A 21,609-nucleotide genomic window follows, 5' to 3' on the forward strand; every position below is an offset into this window, starting at 1 on the left:
GACTGTGACGAGACGATACGTCTCGTGTAGTAGCTGATCCGTGCCGCGGCAACCCGACCGCGGAGACCTCGTCGTACTCGTCAGGAGGCACACCATGACCCGAGGCGGAGCAGGCAGCATGCTCGGAGTCGGCGGCACCCGCCGGAAGCTGGGCCGCGAGGCCCTGCGCGGCGGCGCCCGCGGCGGCCGGGTCGGCGGCCCCGACGCCGAGGCGCAGAAGCGGGAGCTGCTGCGCAGGCTCCGGGAGAGGCACGCCGAACGGCGGCCACCGGTTCAGGAGGGGGCCCCGCCGCCGAACGACTGAGGGGGCCAGGAATCGCCCCAGTCGGCGTCGCGGGCGGCCTTGTAGAGGTCGCCGTGGCGTTTGGTGACGGTCGTCCGGCGCAGCAGCGGCTCGGACTCGCACAGGTCCAGCAGGACCTGGCCCTTGCGGATCTGCGGTTTGCGCACGACACGGGAGGGGCCGGGGTGGGGCGGAAGCGGGTCGCGGCGACGTAGCCGAACTTCTCGTCCTCGTAGGCGAGGGAGCCGCCCTTGACCTGGCGGTGCAGCGAGGAACGGCTGACCCGGGCCGCGAAGTGGCACCAGTCCGTGCCGGGGACGATGGGGCACGCGCCGCTGTGCGGGCAGGGCGCGGCGACGTGGAACCCGGCGGCGACGAGGCGGTCGCGGGCCTCGATGACGCGGGCGTAGCCGTCGGGGGTGCCGGGTTCGACGATCACGACGGCCTGGCCGGCGGAGGCGGCGGCGTCGACGAGGGCGGCGCGGTCCGGGGCGGTGAGCTCGTTGAGCACGTACGACACCGTGACGAGATCGGTGCTCTCGACGGTGAGCGCCGCTCCGATACGAGAGCGCTGCCAGCGGGTGTTCCGCAGCGCGGGGTTGGCCGCGGCGATCTCCCGGCCCAGCGCCAGCGCGGGCTCGGCCCAGTCGAGCACGGTGACCGGGCGGGTCCCTTCCCAGGTGGCGGAGACGGCCCAGGTGGCGGCGCCCGTGCCGCCCCCGACGTCCACGTGCCCACCGGGCACCCAGCCCGGCACGGCGTCCGCGAACGCGCCCAGCGCCGCCGAGACCGCCGCGAAGGTGGCCGGCATCCGGTACGCGGCGTAGGCGACCACGTCCGCCCGGTCCCGCAGGATCGGCGCGTCGGTCGGAGTGGCCCCCCGGTAGCTCGCGATCAGCCGTTCCACGGCCTGCGCGGCCTGCCGGGGCGGCAGCCCGTCGAGGAGACCGGCGAGGGCGGCGCGGAGCGTCTCGGAGGGGGTCAGGAGGGCGTTCACCGTGCGATTCTCTCAGGTCGCCGGCGTGGTCATACGCCCCGTACCGCCCAGGCCACCCGCGACGCCGCCTGCGCCCGCGGCCTGCTGTCGGGCGTGCGGCGCCTGGGGTGGACCGTGTTCGCCAGCAGGACCAGGAAGGTGTCCGTCGCCCGGTCCACGACCAGGGAGGTGCCCGTGAAGCCCGTGTGGCCGGCCGCTCCGCTGCCCGCCAGCTCCCCCATGAACCACCGCTGGTCCAGCGCGAAGCCCAGCCCGGGCGGCGTCAGCATCAGGTCCACGAAGTCCGGGCCCAGGATGCGCGCCGGGCCGTACGAACCGCCCGCCAGCAGGGCGCGGCAGAACACCGCCAGGTCCCGGGCCGTCGAGAACAGTCCCGCGTGACCGGCCACCCCGCCCAGCACCCAGGCGTTCTCGTCGTGGACCTCCCCGCGCACCATGCCCCGGTCGGCCTTCGCCCACGGGCGGCGCTGGTCCTCCGTCGCGGCCGCGTCGGGGCACGGGCCGAAGCGGGTCGACGTCATGCCCAGGGGCCGGGTGATGCCGTCGTGGATCAGCAGGTCCAGGGAACGGCCGGTGACGCGTTCGAGGACGTGCTGGAGGAGCAGCAGGTTCAGGTCCGAGTAGCGGTACTCGCCCGGCGGGCCGGTCGGGGCCTCCGAGCGCAGCAGGGCCAGGCGATGCGCGTCGGTCGCGCAGTCGTACAGCGGCAGTTCGGGGCGCAGGCCCGACGTGTGGGTGAGCAGGGCGCGGACCGTGATGCCGTACCGGGCGGCGGCCCGGAACTCGGGGAGGTACGCGCCGACCTGCCCGTCGATGCCCAGCGTGCCGCGTTCGATCTGCTGCACCGCGGCGACGGCCGTGAAGAGTTTGGTGAGTGAGGCCAGGTCGAAGGGGGTGTCGACGGTCACCGGCACGCGTTCGGCGGCGGGCAGCTCCACGCCCGCGTCCGCCTCCGGGTCGTAGGCCGCGTAGCGCACCGCGTGGCCGGCCGCCTCGTGCACCGCGAGCACCGGGCCCCGGCCCGCGGCCACGACGACGCCCGGCGCCCACGGACGTTCACCGGTCGTGAGCTGCCGGACCTCGCGGACCAGCCGGCGGAGCTCGCCGGGGTCGAGGCCGGCTCGCTCCGGGGCGCCGGTGCGCAGTCTGGGCGCGCTCAGCTCTCCTCCCCCAGGCTCTCGGCCGCGCCAAAGCGGCGGGCACCCCCACCCTCGCTGCCCGCACGGGTGTTCCAAGGACGGCACATTCCCACGAAGCAGGCGGTCGCCACCAGCGCGGCGGCCAGTTGGACGACGGCCATCGGAACGGCGGTGCGTTCCCCGGCGATCCCGACGAGCGGGGAGGCGATCGCGCCGATGAGGAAGGACGACGTGCCGAGCAGGGCGGACGCGGACCCGGCCGCGTGCCTCACCCGCATCAGCGCGAGCGCCTGGGTGTTGGGCAGGGTGATGCCCATCGCGCTCATCAGCACGAACAGCGCGCCGGCCACGGGCGCGAGCCCGACCTCGCCGAAGACGCCGAGCGACATCAGCAGCAGCGCGGTCGCGGCCAGCACGACGATGCCCAGGCCGGCGGCCAGGACACGGTCCAGGCGGACCCGCCCGACGAGCACCTTGCCGTTGATCTGTCCGGCGACCACGAGGCCGATCGAGTTCAGGCCGAACAGCAGGCTGAACGTCTGCGGGGAGGCGCCGTAGATCTCCTGCACGACGAACGGCGACGCCGAGATGTACGCGAACAGCGCGGCGAAGGCGAAGCCGCCGGCGAGCATGTACCCGGTGAAGCGGAGGTCGGCCAGCAGGCGGCGCATCGCCCCCAGGGCCTCGCCGACGCCGCCGCTGTGCCGCTCCTTCGCGGGCAGCGTCTCCGGGAGCCGGACCCACACGACGCCCGCGAGCAGCGCGCCGAGCACGGTGAGCACGACGAACACGCCCCGCCAGTCCGTCACGCGCAGGATCTGCCCGCCGATCAGCGGCGCCACGATCGGGGCGACGCCGGAGATCAGCATCAGGGTGGAGAAGAAGCGGGCCATCGCCATGCCGTCGTACAGGTCGCGGACGACGGCCCGGGTGATCACGATCCCGGCCGCGCCCGCGAGCCCCTGCGCCAGCCGGAAGGCGACGAGGGTCTCAACGGTGGGCGCCAGGGCGCACAGCGCGGTGGCGACGACGTACACGGCGAGTCCGGCGAGCAGCGGGCGGCGGCGGCCCCAGCGGTCGCTCATCGGGCCGACCACCAGCTGGCCGAGTGCCATGCCGGCCAGGCACGCGGTGAGGGTGAGCTGCACGGTCGGGGCGGGGGCGTGCAGCGACCGGGTGACCTCCGGCAGCGCCGGGAGGTACATGTCCATGGCCAGCGGCGGGGTGGCGGTCAGTCCGCCGAGGACGAGCGTGACGAACAGGCCGGTGCGGCGCTGTGCACGAACGGGCGGCCGCGTGTCGGACGCGGCCGCCTGTGACATATCCGGTATCGGCGCCCCTTCGGGCATGTGCCCCTCCCTCTCCGAGCAGTCCGGTACCTATGCTCTCAGTTCGAACACGGTGCCTGCTGACATCGAACGAGAACGAACGAGAACGAACGAGAAGAGGGCGGGGCGGCAATGGGCGCGGACAGCGTGCGGTGGGGAATCCTGGCGACGGGCGGGATCGCGGCGGCGTTCACGGCGGATCTGGTGGATCTGCCGGACGCGGACGTGGTGGCGGTGGCCTCGCGGCGTCCGGACTCGGCGAAGGCGTTCGCGGAGCGGTTCGACATCCCCCGGGCGTACGGCGACTGGGACGCGCTCGCGCACGACGAGGACGTGGACGTGGTGTACGTCGCCACTCCGCACGTGGCGCACCGGGCGGCCGCCGGGCTGTGCCTGGCGGCGGGGCGCAACGTGCTGCTGGAGAAGCCGTTCACGCTGAACGTGCGTGAGGCCGGGGAGCTGGTCGCGCTGGCGCGCGAGGGGGGGCGCTTCCTGATGGAGGCGATGTGGATGTACTGCAGCCCGCTGATGCGGCGGCTGAAGGCGCTGGTCGATGACGGGGCGGTCGGTGAGGTGCGCAGCGTGCAGGCGGACTTCGGGCTGTCGGGGCCGTTCCCGCCGTCGCACCGGCTGCGGGACCCGCTGCAGGGCGGGGGCGCGCTGCTGGACCTGGGCGTGTATCCGGTGTCGTTCGCGCACCTGCTGCTCGGGGAGCCTTCGGACATCGCCGCGAGAGCGGTGCTCTCCGAAGAGGGCGTCGACCTCCAGACGGGAGCACTGCTCTCCTGGGAGGGCGGCGCTCTCGCTTCGGTGCACTGCTCCATCGTGGGCGGTACGCCCGTGGTGGCCTCCGTCACCGGCAGCGAGGGCCGGATCGACATCCCGCACGGCTTCTTCAACCCCGACCGTTTCGTGCTGCACCGCGACGGCCGCGAACCCGAGGAGTTCGTCCACGACCCGGCCGCCGGCGCCCCGCACAACAGCCTCAAGCACGAGGCCCGCGAGGTGATGCGGGCCCTGCGCGCCGGGGAGACCGAGTCCCCGCTGGTCCCGCTCGACGGCACCCTCGCCGTGATGCGGACGCTCGACGCGATCCGGGACCGCGTCGGCGTCCGCTATCCGGGCGAGGCCCATGAGGAGGACCCCACAGCGGAACTCACACCTGCGTGAGCCCCTGCTCCCCCACCTGGGTGACGAAGGACGCGGCCGTCGTGACCGGCGCCCCCGGCGTGGTCACGTACGGCACCGTCCGGAAGTCGGCGCGGGCCTGCTCCCGGCCCAGGGCGACCGTCACGTAGCCCCGCCGCCCGTTGTAGAACTTCATGTGCGGGTTGGCGGTCATGTACGTGTTCCAGTTGGCGGGCCGGTCCGAGCCGTCCCGGCCGCTGGTGATCGACGTGGCGACGATCTCGGTGCCCAGCGTGCGCGACGCCGGGTCGTCGAAGTCGTCCTTGATGTCGAAGGCGTAACCGACGTGCACGTCACCGGTGAGCACCATCAGGTTCTCGACGCCGGCCGCCTGCGCGCCGTCCAGCACCCGGCGGCGCGAGGCGCGGTAGCCGTCCCAGGCGTCCATGGACACCCGCGAGGGCTCCGTCAGGTCGAACTTCCGCTGGGCGAAGGTGACCTGCTGCGGTACGACGTTCCACAGCGCCCGCGACCGCCGCCAGCCGTCGAGCAGCCAGCGCTCCTGCGTCTCGCCGGTCATGGTGCGCGTCGGGTCGTCGACCTCGGGGCCGGGCACGTCGGAGCCGTCACCGTACGCCTGGTCGGAGCGGTACTGCCGGGTGTCCAGCACGTCGAACTGGGCGAGCCGGCCCCACTGCAGCCGCCGGTAGAGCTGCATGTCCGGGCCCTCGGGCAGCTGCGGGCGGCGCAGCGGCTGGTTCTCCCAGTAGGCGCGGTAGGCGGAGGCGCGGCGCAGCAGGAACTCCTCCGGCGGGACGGAGTTCTCGGGGGTGTCGTCCGCGTAGTTGTTCTCGGTCTCGTGGTCGTCCCAGGTGACGACGAAGGGGTGCGCGGCGTGCGCGGCGCGCAGGTCGGGGTCGGACTTGTAGAGGGCGTACCGCAGGCGGTAGTCCTCCAGGGTCACGGTCTCGCGGTTGAAGAGGGCCGGCAGGACACGGTCGGTGTAGTTGCGGTAGCCGCCGACGGAGTTGACGGCGTACTCGTACAGGTAGTCGCCGAGGTGGAAGACCACGTCGACGTCTTCCTGGGCGAGGTGGCCGTACGCCGTGAAGTAGCCGTCGTGGTAGGCCTGGCAGGAGACGGCGGCCAGGGTGAGCCCGGAGACCTGGTCGAAGGGGGCGGGCGCGGTGCGGGTGCGGCCGGCCGGGCTGATCCAGCGGCCGACGCGGAAGCGGTAGAAGTAGACGCGGCCGGGCTGCAGGTGGTCCACCTCGACGTGCACGGCGTGGTGGAACTCGGGGTGCGCGGTGGCGGTGCCGCGTCTGACGGGCCGGCGGAAGTCCTCGTCGCGGGCCAGCTCCCAGTGCACGGTGACGCGCTCGGCGGGCAGTCCGCTGTCGGGCTGGAACGGGGCCGGGGTGAGGCGGGTCCACAGCAGCACCGAGGTGGGCTGCGGGTCACCGGAGGCGACGCCGAGGGTGAAGGGGTCGTCGCCGATCCGCGCGGCGTCGAGTTCGGCGGCGCCGGCGACGCCCGCGGTGGGCAGGTTGACGGCGAAGGCGAGCGCGGCGGCCGCGCCGGTGGCGGTGAGGAAGCGGCGCCGGCCGAAGTGTCGGGCGGCGGCACGCAGTTCGGGGGCGTGCTGGGGCTGACGGGCTGCGGGTGTCATCCGGGTCTCCCTTGGCGTTCGTGGCGAACTGCCGATGTGCGGCAGTTGGATGCAGGTGGCATTTGAGTTGCCGGGGACGACCAACGGCTGGCGCGTACACAACACTCGCATGGCGCACTCATGAGTTCCGGATGGCGGACCGTCTCCTACGCTGCTGGGCCATGAATGCCATGGAAACTTCCGAGCGGCGGTCCGACATCGCGGTGGTGACGGGCGCGGGCTCCGGCATCGGCCGCGCGGTCGCCGTGGAACTGCTGCGCGCCGGCTGGTCGGTGGCGCTCGCGGGCCGCCGGGTGGAGACGCTCCAGGAGACGGCGGCCCTGGTGCCCGGGGGCGCCTGTCTCGCCGTGCGCACCGACGTGTCGCGGGAGCACGACGTGAGCGCGCTGTTCGCGGCGGTCGTCGAGCGGTTCGGGCGGGTGGACCTGCTGTTCAACAACGCGGGCACCTTCGGGCCGGGCGGGGTGCCGGTCGAGGAACTGGCCTACGACGCCTGGCGGCACGTGGTGGACACCAACCTCAACGGGGCGTTCCTGTGCGCGCGGGCGGCGTACCGGCAGATGAAGCCGCAGGGCGGCCGGATCATCAACAACGGATCGATCTCGGCGCACGCGCCGCGCCCGCACTCCGTCGCCTACACCGCCACCAAGCACGCGCTGACCGGCCTGACCAAGTCGCTGTCGCTGGACGGGCGGCCGTACCGGATCGCGGTCGGGCAGATCGACATCGGCAACGCGGCGACCGACATGACGAGGGCGATGCAGACCGGCGCCCTGCAGGCGAACGGCGAGACGGCGCCGGAGCCGGTGATGGACGTCGCGGACGTGGCGCGCACGGTGCGGCACATGGCGGAGCTGCCGCTGGAGGCGAACGTGCAGTTCGCGACCGTGCCGGCGACGACGATGCCGTACGTCGGGCGCGGCTGAGACGGCCACGAAAAGGGTGAACGGTCAACCTGCACAAGCGGAGTTCAACCGTCCGCCCCATCACCGCCGGTGGGGCGCTTATGCTCGACTCTCCTCCACAGGAACTCCACACAGGGGCTTCACACTTGGAGCGTCGAGCTCCCGTCGGCCACACCCTGGGGGAGGGCGGCAGCCGCTCCACGGCGACCGGAGGGGGGACCGCGCGCGGGACCGCGAGGTACGGACCGGTCGGCCGTGGAACGGCTGCCGCGTTCACAGCCCTTCCGGGCTCACCGCACCAGGACGGCGTCGATATCGGCCATCTGCCCCGCGGTCAGCGGTCCCTTGGCGAGCGCGCCCGCGTTCTCCTCGGCCTGGGCGACCGTACGGAAGCCGGGGATCGGAACGGTGTCGGCACTGCGCGCCCAGATCCAGGCGAGGGCGCCCTGCGCGAGCGTACGGCCGCCCGAGGTCAGGACGTCCCGCAGCGCGTCGACCCGCCGCGTCCACCGCGGGTCGGCGCCCGTGCCCGCGGCGAAACCCGGCAGCCAGGCGGGCGGCGCGCTGCGGATGTCCCCCGTCTCGAGGGGCTGCCCGGCGGCCCGCTTCCCGGTCAGCAGCCCCATCGCCAGCGGGCTGCGGTTGATGCTCGCGAGCCCCGACCGCGCGCACAGGGCGAGCATGTCGGGCGCGTCCTGCAGGACGTTGAGGCGGTGCTGCACGGCGGCGCAGTGCGCGCCCTCGGCGAAGACGGCGGCGCGAGCGGGGTCGTCGGTGCTCCAGGCGTACGCCCGGATCAGCCCTTCCCGCACGAACTCCTCACACGCGTCGCGCAGTTCGGCAGCCCGGTCCGGATCGGCGTCGGACAGGTGCAGCTGGTAGAGATCGACGTGGTCGGTGTCCAGGCGGCGCAGGGAGGCGGTCAGCGCGCGGCGGGCGTACGCCGGGGAGTCGTCGCCGCCGGTGAGGGTGCGGGTCTCCTCGTCGAAGACGTTGCCCCACTTGGTGGCGACGACGACATCGGCGCGGCGCTTGCCGAGGGCGCGGGCGAGGACCCGTTCGCTGTGGCCGGCGCCGTAGGTGTCGGCGGTGTCGAAGAAGGTGACGCCGAGGTCGAGGGCGCGCCGGATCGCCCGCACGGACTCCTCGTCGTCGACCCTGCCCCAGCCCAGTGGCCGCCCGTCCGGGTCCGTCCACTCACCGCCGATCGCCCAGCAGCCGAAGCCGAGAGCACTGATCCCGATGCCGCTGCGCCCGAGTGTTCTGGTGGTCTCCATGCCCGGTGAGGCTAGGAGGTGAAGTGCGCTTCAGCACAAGGCCGGGCGCCCGCGGGCTCACGCCTGCCCGGTCTCGAACCGGGTGATCCTGCCGTCGTCGTCGACGGAGAACGTCCAGCGTGTGCGCATCTCCCCCCAGGTGTCGTTGCGGTAGCGGGCGATGAGGGAGCGGCCGCCGTTGGACTCGTTGTCGACCTCGATGTGACCGTGGGAGGAGAAGATCTCCTGGTCGATCCAGTCGGCGAGGTCTTGGTCGGCACCGTCGTCGGCCATGGTCGCGCCGGGTGCGAGGAGGGTCATGAAGCCCTCGCGGTCGTGGGAGTTGACAGCGGTGACGAAGGCGCGGACCGCCGGGTCACTCAGCTTGGCCGTCTGAATCGTCATACGGTCACCTCACACCGCGTCCCGGCGCCCCGCCACCCGAACGGCTGCCCGGGAGGGCCGGGCGGGTGGCGAGCTGCGACGGTGGAGTGAAGTCCACTTCTGCACCCGAACTGCACCGGGAGACATCATGACGTGCTACGACCGACGTGATCTGGGTCTACTGCTGCTCCGGCTGGGCACCGGCGGGGTGCTGGCGGCGCACGGCGCACAGAAGCTGTTCGGCTGGTTCGGCGGGGCCGGGATCGAGGGGACCGGGCAGTTCATGGAGTCCGTCGGATACCGGCCCGGCAAGGTGAGCGCCACGGCCGCCGGGCTCGCCGAGTGGGGCGGCGGGGCCCTGCTGGCGGCGGGGCTCGCCACCCCGGCGGCGGGAGCGGCGGCGGCCGGCGGGATGGCGGGCGCGACGGCGGTGCACGCCCCGGCCGGCTTCTTCAACGAGCAGGGCGGCTACGAGCACGCCGCCCTCCTCGGCCTGGCCGCGACCGGGATCGCGGTCGCCGGCCCCGGCCGCCTCTCCCTCGACCACGCCTTCGGGAACGTGCTGAACCGCGACTGGATGGTCCCGGTGGCCCTGGGCGTGGCGGCGGCCGTCACGACGGCGGTCGTGGGGATGCGGAACAAGCAGGTGCGTCAGGCGGCGGAGCCGGGTGGGGAGCAGACGCTGTTCGAGGAGTGAGGGAACGGGCTCTGGCGGTCCTTCACGGGCCGCGAGCGGGTCCCGGGAGGCCGTCCCGTGAGGTCGTCCCGGAGGTCGGTGCCGGGCGGGCCAGCGGTGGCGGGCCCGGTGGGGCGGGGGCACGCTGGAGAAGAGGCATGAGCGTTGCGGCGGGCCTCCTGTGAGCGGGTCGCTGCGCGCCCGGAGGAGGCGGGTTGGACATGACGGAGACGACCGGTGCGGCGGTCCGCACCACCGAACCCGGCGCGAACGCGCGCAGAGGCGGGACCGACCCCGGCACCCGGGGCAGGACCACCATCGCGGACGACGTCGTGGCGAAGATCGCCGGAATGGCCGCGCGTGAGGTGCCCGGCGTCTACGCGCTCGGCGGCGGCCTCGCCCGCACGATGGGCGCGGTGCGCGAACGGGTCCCCGGCCGGCGGGCCAGCGTCACCAGCGGCGTCAAGGTCGAGGTGGGCGAGCGGCAGTGCGCCGTCGATCTCGATGTCGTCGTGGAGTACGGGCTGTCCATCACCGACGTCGCCGCCGATGTGCGGGAGAACGTCATCACCTCGGTCGAGCGGATGACCGGCCTGGAGGTCGTCGAGGTCAACATCGCGGTCGGCGACGTCCACCTCCCGGACGAGGAACCGGAGGGCGAGGAGGCGCCGACGGGCCGGGTGCAGTAGCCACACGCACCCGCGCGCCGCCTACGTCGTCCCGCGAGGGCCCACGCGCCCACGCGCGGGCCCAGAGGCCCTGGACACGCGCGTCCGCCGCGAGCCGGCTGCTGCGCGGACGAGCGTCCGTGCGCCGCCAAGGAGCCCCCGCGAGGCCCCGCCTACGGGCCTCCGTGTGCGCGCGTCGGCTCAGACGAGTTGGCCGCGCAGGCCGCAGAGCCAGGCCAGGGCGCCGTACACGCCCTGGAAGTAGTCACGGTTGCCCGCCGGAGTGGTGGGGTCCTCCAGGCGTACGACCGTCGCGTCGGCCTCGGCGGTCAGCAGTTGCAGGTCCGGCGCGCCGCGGGCGCCCACACCGGTGATCGGCGAGCGGGGGGCACGCCCCAGCGCCCACTCCAGGGCCACCGCCTCCCCGGCCGAGAACTGCGGGCTGCCCGCGTGCCGCGCCACCAGGCCGCTGAGCGCCGAGTCGACCTCTCCGTACGTCCGGATGCCGATCCGCTGCTCCGGCCGCATCCTCCCGGTCGCCTGCCCCATGGCATCCTCCTCGCCTCTTGTCGCTCGTCGCTCGTCCGTCGCACGAAGGGTGCGTCTCCTTGCGTCTGCCCGGACTGGCGCCGGTCGAACGGGGGATGAACGGCGCGTGCCCGGCGCCGACGGGGTCCGGGGGTTCGTCGGGAGCCCGTCCCCGGGCACGGAGTCGCCCTCCCCGCACGTCAGTCCGCCGTCTCCGCCCGCTCGCTGAGCAGCCCCTTGCCGGCGATCGCGGCCAGGGACAGGGTCCGGTAGCCCATGGACTCGAACAGGACGGTGATCCGGTCGCCCTCCTCGCTCATCACCGTGCCGTCGCCCCACTCGCTGTGCCGCACCGGCGTCCCCGCCGGGAACGAGGCGGCGGCCGGATGGGCCGACGGGGCGTCGCCCGTGTCCCCCGCTCCCTCGACGACCGTGCCCTCGGCAGCGGCGGGTGAGCCGTCGTCGCGGCAGACGTCGCAGGCGCCGCAGGGGGCTTCGTAGGGCTCACCGAAGTAGCCGAGGAGGAAGCGGCGACGGCAGCCCGTCGTCTCTGCGTATCCCAGCACCATCTCCAGCCTCGACCGCTCCAGCCGTCTGCGGGCCTCCGCCACCTCCGCGGCGTGCGCGGCGGCCTCGTCGGCCGTCACGCCGGGGACGGACCGCACCCGCCCCTCGGCGTCGGTGCGCACGGCTCCCGCCTGCTCCAGCAGGTTGGCCGCGGCGGTCACACGCCGGCGTGACAGGTCCGTCCGTTCACCGACGTCGGCCAGCCCGACCGGACCGCTGTGCTCGTCGATCCGCCGCGCGACCTCGCCGAGGGTCTCCTCGTCGGGTGCGCGCGTGGCGAAGAGACGCTGCAGGGCGCTGTCCTGCGGCCGGTAGTGGAGGACGGCGACCGCCGGGGCGCCGTCGCGGCCGGCACGTCCGATCTCCTGGTAGTAGGCGTCGAGCGAACCGGGCACGGAGGCGTGCAGCACGAACCGTACGTCCTCCTTGTCGATGCCCATGCCGAAAGCCGAGGTGGCGACGATCACGTCGGCATCGCCGGACAGGAAGGCGTCGTGCACCCGGGAACGCTCCCCACCGGCCAGCCCGGCGTGGTACGCGGCGGCCGACAGGCCCAGCCCTGCGAGCTCGGCCGCGTACTCCTCCGCGTCCCTGCGGGTGGCGGCGTACACGATGCCGGGCTTGGGCTCCGTCGCGGCCCGCTCCACCACCGCCCGGCGCTTGTCCGCGTCGTCCTGGAAGCGGCGCACCTCCAGGGCGATGTTCGGCCGGTCGAAACCGGCGACGACCAGTGCGGGGTCCGCCATCTCCAGCCGCTGGACGATCTCCTCGCGCACCGGCGGCGCGGCCGTGGCCGTCAGGGCCAGGACCGTGGGCCTGCCCACCCGCCGGACGGCCTGGGCCAGGCGCAGGTAGTCGGGGCGGAAGTCGTGGCCCCAGGAAGCCACGCACTGCGCCTCGTCCACGACGAACAGGGAGGGCTCGGCGCGGGCCAGGCGTTCGACCACCTCGTCCTTGGTGAGCTGCTCGGGCGAGAGGAACAGGTACTCGGCGTCGCCGTGCTGCACCGCGTCCCAGGCGGCCGCCGTCTCCCCGGCCGGCTGCGCCGAGTTGACGGCGACGGCGTCCGGGGCCCGGTGGCTCAGCAGGCCGGCGATCTGGTCCCGCTGCAGGGCGATGAGCGGGGAGACGACGACGGTCGGTCCGGGCAGCAGCAGCGCCGCCACCTGGTACACCGCCGACTTGCCCGCGCCGGTCGGCATGACCACCAGCGTGTCGCGGGCCGCCGTCACCGCTTCCATCGCGGTCAGCTGTCCCGGCCGCAGCTCTCGCCAACCGAACACCTCTTCGGCGGCCTGCCGCAGCCGGTCCGGGTCACGGGGATCACTCATGGGGCCCGACTACCCCCTTTTGCCGTCCGTCTCCATCGGTACGCCGGCCGCATCCGAAGGGCCGACCGGGCGCGACCACGCGGATGCACGCGGCGCCACCGTGGGCGGGCGTCGGTGCCGCGGCGTCCGGCGACCGAGGCGCGGCGCGGACACTGCCGCCGCACCTCGTCCGCGGCGCCCCCGGACTCCGGGAAGGTGTCCGGCCATGCGACGTGCGGGAAGCGGATCAGCCGGGAGCGGCTGAGGGACAGCCCGCAGACGGTCTGGTCCATGCCCGGCTGCCAGGCGTGCTCCTCACCGGAGGGCAGCCGGCGGCGGCCCTTCTCCTCGTCGGTCCCCTGCCCGGAGGCGGCGACGGGGTTACTGCTCGGCGCGTGCCATGTGCGTGCGTGCCCGCCGGTTCAGCCGGCCGCGTGCTCGACGCGCAGCCGCACCTGCTCCTCCAGGCGCTGCAGGCTGGAGTCCAGGGCGTTGCGCACGATCTGCGCACCCGGGTCGTGGCTGTCGTCGAAGAACGACAGGTGCACCGTCACCTCACTGGCTCCGGCCCCGATCCCGGCCACCTGGAGCCAGCCGGCGTAACTTCCCTGCTCGCGGGTGCCCCACTCGAGCCGCATCTGGTCTCGCTGGGCGCGCAGCAGGGCCTCGGTGTCCTCGTCCCTCCGGTCCTCGTGCACGGTGACGGCGGGCAGGTCCTCGGCCTGCACGTGCAGATCCTCGGGCAGCCAGGTGTCCAGCCTCCCTACGTTGGCGACCTCGTCGAAGACCTGCTCGGGCTGGGCGGGCATCGTGCGTGAACGTTCGTACTCGGTCATGGCGGTACTGTCCTCGGCTGGGTGTCGTACGACTGGGACGCGAGCCCCGGTCGCGGGCTGCCGGTGCGTGGACATGCCGGGTACCCAGCGACATGACCCGCGAATCGGCTCCACAGGTCACCGGAGCCGCGTTCACCCGTTACTCCGTTAGTTCGTTGTTCCGTGAGTCCGTTGTTCCGTGAGTCCGTTCACGCGACGGCTCGCACGAGGCCACTGGAAGGGATCACCATGGACAGCGCTGCCTGGGACACGACGGCCGAACTGGCCGCCTTCTTCGACCGGGCGAACGCCCACATCCCCCCGGAGCAGCGCTCCGTCCTCCAGGTGCTGAAGATCGGCGAGGAGTTCGGCGAGGCGGCCCAGGCCCTGATCGGGGTCACCGGCACCAACCCCCGCAAGGGCGTGAGCCACACCTGTTATCTCTAGTAAGTCCTGAAGTTCAGTTACCTAAGTGACGTTTGCGCGTTCTCTCCGTGACAGACAACTATCTTGGGGGACTTCAGTGACGTCAGCCAGACCCTCTTCCAAGCCCCGCGCCTACCGGGCTGAGAAGGCCATCAGGCCCTCCGATGAGGCAACGACGTGGATCGTCATCAGCAAGGACTACGAGATCCACCCTGAGGCGACTTCGTACCTGACCGCGCTGGCCTCCCGGGAGGACGCATCCGTCAATACCCTGCGCAGCTACGCGGGCCGGGTGGCGCTGTACCTGTCCTACTGTGCGGAGATCGGTATCTGTTGGGCGGCACCCACCGTCGTGCAGCTTGCTCAGTTCCTGCACTGGCTGGTTGACGAACCCCTGCCGGCCAGGAGTCAGAGGGTGCTCGCCGAGCCCCGGCACCGCAGCAAGAAGACCGCGAACGCGATCATGACCACCACATGCCAGTTCCTCAGGCACTGCTCCCTGCACGGGTGGGTCGCCGCAGAATTGATCGCTCTGCTGACCGAGCCGAGGCTCCTCCACCACATGCCGACCGGTTACAACGCCGGTGAGGACGATCAGTACCGCACTGTGCGTGCACGGAAGCTGAAGTTCAAAGTCGCCATCTCCGGCTACGAGTACCTGACCGACGAGCAGATCCTCCGCATCATCGACCTCACATGCCACTCTCGCGACCGGTTCCTGGTGACGCTCCTGGCAGAAACAGGTGTGCGCATCGGGGAAGCCCTGGGTCTGCGACGGGAGGACATGCATCTGCTGTCGAACTCGGCGACGCTCGGGTGCCGCACGGTCGGTCCTCATATCCATGTGCGCCGTCGCCAGAACTCCAACGGAGCCCTGGCCAAGTCGCGGCAGCCTCGGTCGGTCCCGGTCAGCGACAGCCTGGTCGGTCTCTACGCCGACTACCAGTGGGAACGGGAGGCCGTGCCCGAGGCCGCGTCCTGCGACATGACATTCGTCAACCTGTTCCGTGGGCCTTTGGGTTCGCCGATGAAATACCAAGCCACGTACGACTTGTTCGCGCGGCTTGCCAAACGGGCGGGCTTCGCCACACGGCCGCACATGTTCCGGCACTCGGCCGCGACGCGGTGGATTCGCCAGGGCAAGCAGCGTCATGTGGTGCAGGACCTGCTCGGGCATGTCAGCGAGCAGTCGATGGAGATCTACCTGCACGCCAGCGACCAGGAAAAACGGGACGCTGTGACGGCGGTCTCGGAGATGCGAAGGGCCGCACAGCGGTGAATGACAGGGCCAAGTCGGCGAGGAACGTAGGCGTCGCGGCTCTGCCGACTGATGATCACCTGCTCCGGTCCTGGAACACCTGGCTTCAGCACGCCATCGACATGTGCTGGAGGCCCGGTGAATGGAATCCTCACGATCTGCTGTTCGTCGGAGACCTGGACAACCCGCTCACTGGATCTCGACGCTGCCGTCATCCTCTCTGCGACTCCCCGACCGAGGGGCCGACGTACTGTGGAAGCTGCAACATCGATTACCGCGCGTCCAAACTGACGGAAACAGAGTTCGACCAGACCTTTGTCCCGCGACGCAACCGGAGGTTCCACGCCAGGCCTGAGCGATGCGTCGTCCCCGCTTGCGGACGTGACGGGATCAAAGGGCAGCTCTGCCACAGCCACTACTCGGTCTGGCGCAGCCATGTACGCAGGACTTACGGCCACGATGCCAGGATCAGCCGTTACGCGGCTGAGCGTGAGGCATGGGCAATTTCACAAGAGCCGTTCCCCGGGCTGCCTCTGTGCGCGGTCCGAGGGTGCCGAAGCGAGGAGAGCCTTCCGACGCACCTCTGCTATGCGCACCGCAACTTGTGGGCGGCGTGCGCCCGTGAGAGCGGCCGGGACAGCAGCAAGGACCTGGCCAGGTGGACCGAGACCCGGGTGCCGTTCCTCCTCCAGAACGAGTTCAGCCTCGTCCCTCTTGAGGAGACGACGCGCCTGGAGCTGCTTTACGCCCTCCAGAAGAGGGACGCGCGGGGCCAGGTTCTCCGTCCGACTCAGGTCAGGAAGATCGTCAAGCTGTTCGTCGGCATTCCCTCTGTGGCTCTCGCGGTTGGCGCCACGCCTGGCCCCTCCGACACCACATGCACGGCGACTCAGTCTCTGATCAAGGAGGTCAAGCGGGACATCACCAGGGGCCTCGACGCGTACCGCGGTATCGACGAGACCACCAAACCGGTGTGGGACCTGCGGGCGCTGGATACCCCTCTACCGGCGCGCACGCGGACCGGGTTCCGCGTGCGTGAGGGCGAGATCGACTTCACCCCCATCCTCCAGCCATGGCTAAGGGAAGTAGCGATGCGCTGGGCTCGCACGACGAGTCCGGGGTCCTCGGCCCTTCGTGACCGGCTCCTGGCCTGCACGATCGCCTCTCGGGCCCTCGCTACCCGGCGTGCTGGTTCCGACCCAGCCGGACTGGGTTTCGCGGACATGACGGCGGTCGTCAACGAGTTCAGGGTGTCCGTTCGCAGAGACGGGAAGCCCCGCAGCAACGACTCCCGGGCCCGGCTACTGAAGCTCTTCACGGAGCTCCTGGAATTCGGCCGAATCGAAGGAGTCCTTGATGATCTCTCTCCTCGGTTCGTTCTCCATACGAACGAGCACCGCATCAAGCGGGACAAAGTCGATGAGGACAACATCGGCAAGGCCCTTCCCGAGTCGGTCGTTGCTCAGCTCGACAAGCACGTCGACCTCATCGGTGTGGGGATGACCTACGGCAGCATGCCGACGGACTGCATCCGGGCCATGTTCCGCACGGTCTACGTCCTGCTGAGAGACACCGGACGCCGTCCCAACGAGATCGGCGCTCTTGACCTGGGCTGCCTGGAGTACGACGGCGGTGAGTACCAGCTGATCTGGGACAATACCAAGGCACGTAGGCTCCGGCGACGCCTTCCCCTGGACAGGGACACGGTCAGCGCGGTGAAAGAGTGGACATCGGTCCGGGAGCGACTCGACCTGCCTTCTCGGACCCTCCCCTTCCTGTTCCCTGCGATCACCGACAACGCCGCCACCGGCCACCTGACTACCGGGAACATCGGCGCTGCCATCCGGACATGGGCCGATTCGATCCCGGAAATCCACTCCGAAGAACTCGGCGCGGACGGCGCACCATTGCCTTTCGAACGGTCGCTGATTTACCCGTACGCCTTCCGCCACACCTTCTGCCAGCGATACGCCGACGCCGGTATGCCGCAGCACGTCCTCCAGGACCTGATGGATCACAAGTCCGCTGACACCACCGCGGCTTACTACAAGGTGAGCATCAAAATGAAGCGGGAGGCCATCAACACCATCAAGAGTCTGACCACCGACCGCTTCGGCACTCCTGCTCCAATGAGATCGAGCACGGCGTACGAGATGCGGTCGGTAGCGGTGGCATTCGGAAACTGCATCGAACCCACCAACGTGAAGGCCGGCGGGAAGGCGTGCCCCATCCGGTTCCAATGCGCTGGCTGCGGCTCGTACCGACCCGATCCCTCCTACCTACCTGCCGTTGAGGAGCACATCCGTGCGTTGAAGGCGGACCGTGAGGTCGCTGCCGCCGCCGGAGCAGCCGAGTTCGTCATCCGGAACCTGGACGACCAGATCGCTGCGTTCCAGGCCGTCCGTGAGAACCAGAAGGAGAAACTGGCTTCGATGCCCGATGAGATGCGACACGAGGTCGAGGAGGCCAGCAAGGTTCTGCGAAAGCTCCGTGCCGGGGCCTCGAAGGGCGCTGTGAGCCTGGGCATGCCCGCATTCGGTCCTCCGGGGGTAGTCGCATGACGAAGGAGCCGCGTACGCCAGCTCAGGTGCTGCTTGAATCTCGGCAGAAGGCCAGCCGGGAGAAGCGCGCAAGGGTGCTCGCTGTAGTGGATCAGATGAAGGCCGACGGCGACCCGATCACGTTCCTCACAGTCGCCAAGCGGGCTGGCGTCTCAAACTGGCTTGTCTACGCCGAAGGGGTTCGCGAGCACATCGAAGCCGCTCGCGCGGGCCAGGCAGTCGGCGTAACCCGGCAGCGCAAGGAAGGAGCGGTGGCCAGCGCCGCGAGCCTAGCGACCGACCTTGAGTTTGCGCGTGCCCAGGTCCGGACGCTCACCGAAGAACGTGACCGGCTCAGGGCCGCAGTGCAGCGCAGTCTCGGCGAGCGGGTCGACGCCGTCTCGACCAAGGACTTACTCGCCCGTGTTCAGGAGCTGTCCATCGCCAACCAACGGCTCGCCTCAGAGTTGGCCCGAGCCGAAGCAGACCGCGACAGCCTGCAGGATGATTTGGCCGAGGCACAGGACGACCTGGCCGCCGCCCGGACGGCCCTGCGGAACATGATGCGCGACCAGAACCGCGACTCAACGTAATCGCCCCTCGGATTGCTCGCAGGCGACCCTGGCCGTAGCAGCAGCCATGCGAAGCTGGGGCGTCCTTGTCGATGCTGATCACGCACATGCAACGATGTCACCCTTCCCCGCACGAAAGACACGCCAATGAGCCGTCCCGCGATACCCGACCTGGCCTGGTGGCGCGGGGACCCCGAGCGATGGGAACTTCTGGAGTTCGACGGGCAGCACACTGAGGATGGGCTGCCCATGGACGCCCGCTGGGAGGACAGGCAGCAGGTCCTCGAAGCCCTGGTCGGGGACCCTTGCCAGGAAGACGGGAACTTCGCCCGGTTCCTGCTCCTTCAGGAGACACGCTGGCATGGGCATTCCTGGGGAGTCAGCCACAGCATCGAACTCGCCGCCCTGCGGGTCGCCGAAGAGCGCCGCGTCGAGGACGTCTGGCTCCTGTGGGAAGCCGTCTGCCGGAGCTTCGACACCTGGTGCGGCCTTCCCCACCACCTGCTGCTCACTGCCGGAGTGTCCATCACCACGGAGTACGTCAAAGACTCTGACCATCCCCAGCGGGACAACCTCTTGGAGCACCTCGGGAAAATATCCCAGGTCACAGACAAGGAGGTCGCCCAGACACTGAGCCAGCGGCGCCGCTACTACGGCGAGATCCTCGACGAGCTGAGCGGGGAGTGAGACGGCGTGGAGATCACTGTGCAGTGGGTACGGACCTCGTGGACCAAGGAGTCGCGGGGAGGTGAGAGTGCCGCGCGCAGGAATGCCGCCCCGATCGGGTTCCCTCTTCCACATGCGTCGAGTTCGCTGGCGCACGTGGTGCGCATGCGTGAGGAGAACGGCTTTCAGCCTCATGACACTCTTGAGGACCTCGGCAAGGTCGATGTCCAACTCCGTGAAGTCGAAGGACGCCTGCGGGTCTTCCCGCGAGTGCAGCCTTTGTTTGCCCTGCCGCCGCGGCGACGACGCCTGCCGGCCGTGCGACTTGTTCCCGGGCAGTGGGTCCGTTGGCAGCTGAACTACCGCTTCAGCAGCGCACTGGGGATCCGGGACTGGTCCTACTGGTTGGACACCTTCAACATCGCCTACGGACCGGTGACCACTGACCTGTTCTGTGGAACGCCTGACTTCTTCATCGACGAGCAGGGCCCCGTCCGCTAGCGCTGGCTGACTTGACCAGCGAGAGGTTGCGGCTCCCTGCCATCATGTGCCCGTGGTCACCATGGATTCGTCAAACGCCCCCGACCAACTACTCCGCGCCCAGCTGATGCGGGTGCTCAGCGGCATCGAGCCCTGGGACGATCAGGAGCAGACACACCTCGCTGCAACAGCAGAGTGGATCACCAGCGGAGCGCCTCTCTACAGGACGCTTAAGCCTGCCACCCCCGCGAAGCACCTGGTCAGCTACTTCGTCGTGCTCGATGAGACGCGCAAGGAGCTCCTACTTGTTGCCCACCGCAAGGCCGGCTTGTGGCTTCCCAGCGGCGGTCACGTCGAGCCGGCAGAGGATCCATGGCACACGGTCCGTCGTGAATGCCGCGAAGAGCTGCGCATCGAAGCCGTACCTGCCTCGATCACCGGGGACCGCCCGACCTTCCTCACCGTCACACGGACTCGCGGACAGGGGCAGCACACTGACGTGTCCTTGTGGTACATCCTGCGGGGAGAGGCAGGCCAGGTCACTTCCTTCGACGAAACCGAGTTCGACGCGATCAAGTGGCTCTCCTTGGACCAGGTCCTCGCCACACCAGAGGACACCCTCGACCCCCACATGCACCGATTCACTCGCAAGCTGATGAGCTTGCTTGCCCTACAGGAGCACGCGGTGATGGCCTCCGGTCACCAGGAGAAGACGTGCCTCACGTAACTGACATCCGTAGATCGCTCTGACCAGCGTGTATTTGAGTAAAACCCCAGATAACACCTGGGAGGACGTGACGGCGGAGGTCTGCGACGTGATCGTCACGTCCATGGTCGCCCTGCACCGCCTCGGCGTCCCGGACCCCGCGGCCCGCTTCACCGAACACCTCCACCGGACCGCCGCCCGCACCCTCACCCCTCGGCAGTCTTGAGGAGCCCGGTGCATCCCTGCCGCCGGCCTCGACGGGACCAGGCCGGTCCAGGCCCGATCGGACCGGCCCAGGTCAGGTGCAAGGGCTCAGGTCGATGACGCGTACGGGCTGTCCCTCCCAGGCTTCCGGGTCGGCGGTGGCGACCACCGCCCCGCTCGGCCGTTCCGCCGTGGGCTCGGCGGCGTATCGCGTGTGAGCCGGCCCCCAGGACGTCTCGCGCGCCACGGCGAGCGCGGCGGGCAGGTCCAGGTCGAGCACGGTGATCCCCGGGAGTGCGGCGAGATGCTCGGCCGTGCCGGGCCGCACCCGGTCCGCCTCGACCAGAGCGCATGCCGGGGCGAACAGGAACCAGCCCGCTTCGGCATGCGCGCGGGGCATCAGCCGGGAGGCGAGCACATTGCCCTTCCCGGCCGCGATCATCGCCGTCTCGTCGAGGACGATGTGCAGCGCCTCGGTCACCTTGCCCCCGCCTCACCGATCCGCCGGTCCAGCTCGGCGTCGAGAGCCGCCTGCTCGCTCGTGCTCGGGTCGTATCCGTTCCACTCCCGCAGGGCGACGCGTGCCTGCTCAGCGCGTGCCGCGCGCTCCTCGGGGGTGAGCAGCGTCTCGGCGAGATGGGAGAGGTAGCCCCGCAGTGACATGCCCTCGGAGGACGCTATCCGGGCAAGCCTGTCGCGGGCTTCGACGGGTATGCGGATGTTGGCGTCGGACATGCGGGGCCTCCGTCGGGCATGCGGGGCCTCCTTGTACGAGCTTGTACGAGGAAGTGCGAGACGGCGCGAGACTCCCTGAGGATACGGGTACGGGTACGTACCCGTATCGCGGGTCAGGAGGTGGAAGCGGCTCCGAGGGTGTACTCAGCCCAGACCGTCTTGCCCGGCCCGTCAGGGCGCGGGGTTCGGTACGGGTGTCGGTGACCTCGACGCGGGCGGCCCCTCCGTCGGGCGGGACCTGGAGGCGGAGATGGAAGTCCCGGCCGGGGACGTGACCGTGACGTGAGGCGTTCGCGGTCAGCTCGGCGACCATCAGCACGATGTCGTCGTGCGACTCGGTGTCGGACGGGATGCCCCGGACGTCGAGGC

At 70.8% G+C, this 21,609-nt stretch carries 23 protein-coding genes and 2 pseudogenes; 13 read left to right on the top strand and 12 right to left on the bottom strand.

Going from position 1 to position 21,609, the window contains the following annotated elements:
• The first annotated feature begins 118 nt into the window (after positions 1-118).
• Positions 119-304, top strand: coding sequence for a DUF6243 family protein (locus IPT68_RS10765; protein ID WP_407699464.1), 186 nt, complete (start codon positions 119-121; stop codon positions 302-304).
• Here IPT68_RS10765 and IPT68_RS10770 read toward each other — a convergent pair.
• The 3 genes and pseudogenes from IPT68_RS10770 to IPT68_RS10780 all read right to left on the bottom strand — a co-directional run bounded on the left by IPT68_RS10770 (position 274) and on the right by IPT68_RS10780 (position 3,768).
• Positions 274-1,280, bottom strand: a pseudogene (locus tag IPT68_RS10770) (small ribosomal subunit Rsm22 family protein). The gene IPT68_RS10765 and the pseudogene IPT68_RS10770 overlap by 31 nt on opposite strands.
• Before the next feature lie 29 nt (positions 1,281-1,309).
• Positions 1,310-2,524 (bottom strand): serine hydrolase domain-containing protein, encoded by a 1,215-nt coding sequence (locus IPT68_RS10775; RefSeq protein ID WP_373300509.1) that lies wholly within the window; start codon positions 2,522-2,524, stop codon positions 1,310-1,312.
• Entirely contained in the window at positions 2,437-3,768 is a 1,332-nt protein-coding gene (locus IPT68_RS10780; RefSeq protein ID WP_189696867.1) for a multidrug effflux MFS transporter, read from the bottom strand. The genes IPT68_RS10775 and IPT68_RS10780 overlap by 88 nt, the downstream gene beginning before the upstream one ends.
• A gap of 111 nt (positions 3,769-3,879) precedes the next feature.
• Between IPT68_RS10780 and IPT68_RS10785 the strand changes: the two genes are divergently transcribed.
• The gene (locus tag IPT68_RS10785) at positions 3,880-4,917 is read left to right on the top strand and encodes a Gfo/Idh/MocA family protein (protein ID WP_189696866.1); all 1,038 of its coding nucleotides are present in this window, start codon (positions 3,880-3,882) and stop codon (positions 4,915-4,917) included.
• On the opposite strand, the gene IPT68_RS10790 is transcribed toward IPT68_RS10785, so the two are convergent.
• Positions 4,904-6,544 carry an alkaline phosphatase D family protein gene (locus tag IPT68_RS10790; RefSeq protein ID WP_189696865.1) on the bottom strand — a complete coding sequence of 547 codons (1,641 nt, stop codon included), beginning with the start codon at positions 6,542-6,544 and terminating at the stop codon, positions 4,904-4,906. The two genes, IPT68_RS10785 and IPT68_RS10790, sit on opposite strands and share 14 nt — an antisense overlap.
• Before the next feature lie 170 nt (positions 6,545-6,714).
• Between IPT68_RS10790 and IPT68_RS10795 the strand changes: the two genes are divergently transcribed.
• Complete coding sequence (locus IPT68_RS10795) at positions 6,715-7,470, top strand: SDR family oxidoreductase (RefSeq protein ID WP_189697071.1); 756 nt, start codon at positions 6,715-6,717, stop codon at positions 7,468-7,470.
• 269 nt (positions 7,471-7,739) lie between these two features.
• On the opposite strand, the gene IPT68_RS10800 is transcribed toward IPT68_RS10795, so the two are convergent.
• Both IPT68_RS10800 and IPT68_RS10805 read right to left on the bottom strand, forming a co-directional pair.
• Positions 7,740-8,726: an aldo/keto reductase gene (locus tag IPT68_RS10800; RefSeq protein ID WP_189696864.1), complete on the bottom strand. Its 987-nt coding sequence runs from the start codon at positions 8,724-8,726 to the stop codon at positions 7,740-7,742.
• Between the two features lie 57 nt (positions 8,727-8,783).
• Positions 8,784-9,110, bottom strand: coding sequence for a nuclear transport factor 2 family protein (locus IPT68_RS10805; RefSeq protein ID WP_189696863.1), 327 nt, complete (start codon positions 9,108-9,110; stop codon positions 8,784-8,786).
• A gap of 127 nt (positions 9,111-9,237) precedes the next feature.
• Between IPT68_RS10805 and IPT68_RS10810 the strand changes: the two genes are divergently transcribed.
• Together IPT68_RS10810 and IPT68_RS10815 are read left to right on the top strand one after the other, a co-directional pair.
• Positions 9,238-9,786: a DoxX family protein gene (locus IPT68_RS10810; protein ID WP_189696862.1), complete on the top strand. Its 549-nt coding sequence runs from the start codon at positions 9,238-9,240 to the stop codon at positions 9,784-9,786.
• A gap of 200 nt (positions 9,787-9,986) precedes the next feature.
• Positions 9,987-10,454, top strand: a complete 468-nt coding sequence (locus IPT68_RS10815) for an Asp23/Gls24 family envelope stress response protein (RefSeq protein ID WP_189696861.1) — start codon at positions 9,987-9,989, stop codon at positions 10,452-10,454.
• 180 nt (positions 10,455-10,634) lie between these two features.
• Here IPT68_RS10815 and IPT68_RS10820 read toward each other — a convergent pair whose 3' ends face one another.
• The 4 genes and pseudogenes from IPT68_RS10820 to IPT68_RS10830 all read right to left on the bottom strand — a co-directional run bounded on the left by IPT68_RS10820 (position 10,635) and on the right by IPT68_RS10830 (position 13,674).
• Entirely contained in the window at positions 10,635-10,982 is a 348-nt protein-coding gene (locus IPT68_RS10820; RefSeq protein ID WP_189696860.1) for a hypothetical protein, read from the bottom strand.
• Positions 10,983-11,161: 179 nt separating this feature from the next.
• On the bottom strand, positions 11,162-12,859 hold the full coding sequence (locus IPT68_RS10825; protein WP_189696859.1) for a RecQ family ATP-dependent DNA helicase: 1,698 nt from the start codon (positions 12,857-12,859) through the stop codon (positions 11,162-11,164).
• 77 nt (positions 12,860-12,936) lie between these two features.
• Positions 12,937-13,167: pseudogene (locus IPT68_RS33955) on the bottom strand (hypothetical protein); the annotation flags it as partial.
• Positions 13,168-13,260: 93 nt separating this feature from the next.
• Positions 13,261-13,674, bottom strand: coding sequence for an SRPBCC family protein (locus IPT68_RS10830; RefSeq protein ID WP_189696858.1), 414 nt, complete (start codon positions 13,672-13,674; stop codon positions 13,261-13,263).
• Between the two features lie 228 nt (positions 13,675-13,902).
• Here IPT68_RS10830 and IPT68_RS10835 point away from each other — a divergent pair, with 228 nt between their 5' ends.
• The 8 genes from IPT68_RS10835 (at position 13,903) to IPT68_RS10870 (ending at position 20,527) form a co-directional block, all read left to right on the top strand.
• On the top strand, positions 13,903-14,100 hold the full coding sequence (locus tag IPT68_RS10835; protein ID WP_189697090.1) for a MazG-like family protein: 198 nt from the start codon (positions 13,903-13,905) through the stop codon (positions 14,098-14,100).
• Between the two features lie 76 nt (positions 14,101-14,176).
• Entirely contained in the window at positions 14,177-15,358 is a 1,182-nt protein-coding gene (locus IPT68_RS10840; RefSeq protein ID WP_228040366.1) for a tyrosine-type recombinase/integrase, read from the top strand.
• Positions 15,359-16,011: 653 nt separating this feature from the next.
• Positions 16,012-17,898 carry a tyrosine-type recombinase/integrase gene (locus tag IPT68_RS10845; RefSeq protein WP_228040368.1) on the top strand — a complete coding sequence of 629 codons (1,887 nt, stop codon included), beginning with the start codon at positions 16,012-16,014 and terminating at the stop codon, positions 17,896-17,898.
• Entirely contained in the window at positions 17,895-18,470 is a 576-nt protein-coding gene (locus IPT68_RS10850; protein WP_189696857.1) for a DUF6262 family protein, read from the top strand. Before IPT68_RS10845 ends, IPT68_RS10850 begins: the two co-directional genes overlap by 4 nt.
• Positions 18,471-18,596: 126 nt before the next feature.
• Positions 18,597-19,136: a hypothetical protein gene (locus IPT68_RS10855; protein WP_189696856.1), complete on the top strand. Its 540-nt coding sequence runs from the start codon at positions 18,597-18,599 to the stop codon at positions 19,134-19,136.
• 6 nt (positions 19,137-19,142) lie between these two features.
• Positions 19,143-19,616 carry a hypothetical protein gene (locus IPT68_RS10860; RefSeq protein WP_189696855.1) on the top strand — a complete coding sequence of 158 codons (474 nt, stop codon included), beginning with the start codon at positions 19,143-19,145 and terminating at the stop codon, positions 19,614-19,616.
• 61 nt (positions 19,617-19,677) lie between these two features.
• The gene (locus tag IPT68_RS10865) at positions 19,678-20,322 is read left to right on the top strand and encodes an NUDIX hydrolase (protein ID WP_189697068.1); all 645 of its coding nucleotides are present in this window, start codon (positions 19,678-19,680) and stop codon (positions 20,320-20,322) included.
• A gap of 67 nt (positions 20,323-20,389) precedes the next feature.
• Entirely contained in the window at positions 20,390-20,527 is a 138-nt protein-coding gene (locus IPT68_RS10870; protein ID WP_194074074.1) for a hypothetical protein, read from the top strand.
• 72 nt (positions 20,528-20,599) lie between these two features.
• Here the strand turns inward: IPT68_RS10870 and IPT68_RS10875 are convergent, their stop codons facing one another.
• Both IPT68_RS10875 and IPT68_RS10880 read right to left on the bottom strand, forming a co-directional pair.
• Complete coding sequence (locus tag IPT68_RS10875) at positions 20,600-20,986, bottom strand: PIN domain-containing protein (protein ID WP_189696854.1); 387 nt, start codon at positions 20,984-20,986, stop codon at positions 20,600-20,602.
• Positions 20,983-21,240 carry a hypothetical protein gene (locus IPT68_RS10880; protein ID WP_189696853.1) on the bottom strand — a complete coding sequence of 86 codons (258 nt, stop codon included), beginning with the start codon at positions 21,238-21,240 and terminating at the stop codon, positions 20,983-20,985. Before IPT68_RS10880 ends, IPT68_RS10875 begins: the two co-directional genes overlap by 4 nt.
• Positions 21,241-21,609 lie beyond the last annotated feature (369 nt).

Origin of the sequence: Streptomyces chromofuscus, assembly GCF_015160875.1 — a bacterium.
GTDB lineage: Bacteria > Actinomycetota > Actinomycetes > Streptomycetales > Streptomycetaceae > Streptomyces > Streptomyces chromofuscus.

Excerpts from the sequence above, each read along its gene's own strand:
- IPT68_RS10865 (WP_189697068.1), top strand. The coding sequence starts at position 19,678 with ATGGATTCGTCAAACGCCCCCGACCAACTACTCCGCGCCCAGCTGATG.
- IPT68_RS10815 (WP_189696861.1), top strand. The coding sequence starts at position 9,987 with ATGACGGAGACGACCGGTGCGGCGGTCCGCACCACCGAACCCGGCGCG.
- IPT68_RS10825 (WP_189696859.1), bottom strand. The coding sequence starts at position 12,859 with ATGAGTGATCCCCGTGACCCGGACCGGCTGCGGCAGGCCGCCGAAGAG.
- IPT68_RS10820 (WP_189696860.1), bottom strand. The coding sequence starts at position 10,982 with ATGGGGCAGGCGACCGGGAGGATGCGGCCGGAGCAGCGGATCGGCATC.
- IPT68_RS10765 (WP_407699464.1), top strand. The coding sequence starts at position 119 with ATGCTCGGAGTCGGCGGCACCCGCCGGAAGCTGGGCCGCGAGGCCCTG.
- IPT68_RS10800 (WP_189696864.1), bottom strand. The coding sequence starts at position 8,726 with ATGGAGACCACCAGAACACTCGGGCGCAGCGGCATCGGGATCAGTGCT.
- IPT68_RS10880 (WP_189696853.1), bottom strand. The coding sequence starts at position 21,240 with ATGTCCGACGCCAACATCCGCATACCCGTCGAAGCCCGCGACAGGCTT.
- IPT68_RS10850 (WP_189696857.1), top strand. The coding sequence starts at position 17,895 with ATGACGAAGGAGCCGCGTACGCCAGCTCAGGTGCTGCTTGAATCTCGG.
- IPT68_RS10780 (WP_189696867.1), bottom strand. The coding sequence starts at position 3,768 with ATGCCCGAAGGGGCGCCGATACCGGATATGTCACAGGCGGCCGCGTCC.
- IPT68_RS10810 (WP_189696862.1), top strand. The coding sequence starts at position 9,238 with ATGACGTGCTACGACCGACGTGATCTGGGTCTACTGCTGCTCCGGCTG.
- IPT68_RS10795 (WP_189697071.1), top strand. The coding sequence starts at position 6,715 with ATGGAAACTTCCGAGCGGCGGTCCGACATCGCGGTGGTGACGGGCGCG.
- IPT68_RS10805 (WP_189696863.1), bottom strand. The coding sequence starts at position 9,110 with ATGACGATTCAGACGGCCAAGCTGAGTGACCCGGCGGTCCGCGCCTTC.
- IPT68_RS10785 (WP_189696866.1), top strand. The coding sequence starts at position 3,880 with ATGGGCGCGGACAGCGTGCGGTGGGGAATCCTGGCGACGGGCGGGATC.
- IPT68_RS10835 (WP_189697090.1), top strand. The coding sequence starts at position 13,903 with ATGGACAGCGCTGCCTGGGACACGACGGCCGAACTGGCCGCCTTCTTC.
- IPT68_RS10830 (WP_189696858.1), bottom strand. The coding sequence starts at position 13,674 with ATGACCGAGTACGAACGTTCACGCACGATGCCCGCCCAGCCCGAGCAG.
- IPT68_RS10855 (WP_189696856.1), top strand. The coding sequence starts at position 18,597 with ATGAGCCGTCCCGCGATACCCGACCTGGCCTGGTGGCGCGGGGACCCC.
- IPT68_RS10790 (WP_189696865.1), bottom strand. The coding sequence starts at position 6,544 with ATGACACCCGCAGCCCGTCAGCCCCAGCACGCCCCCGAACTGCGTGCC.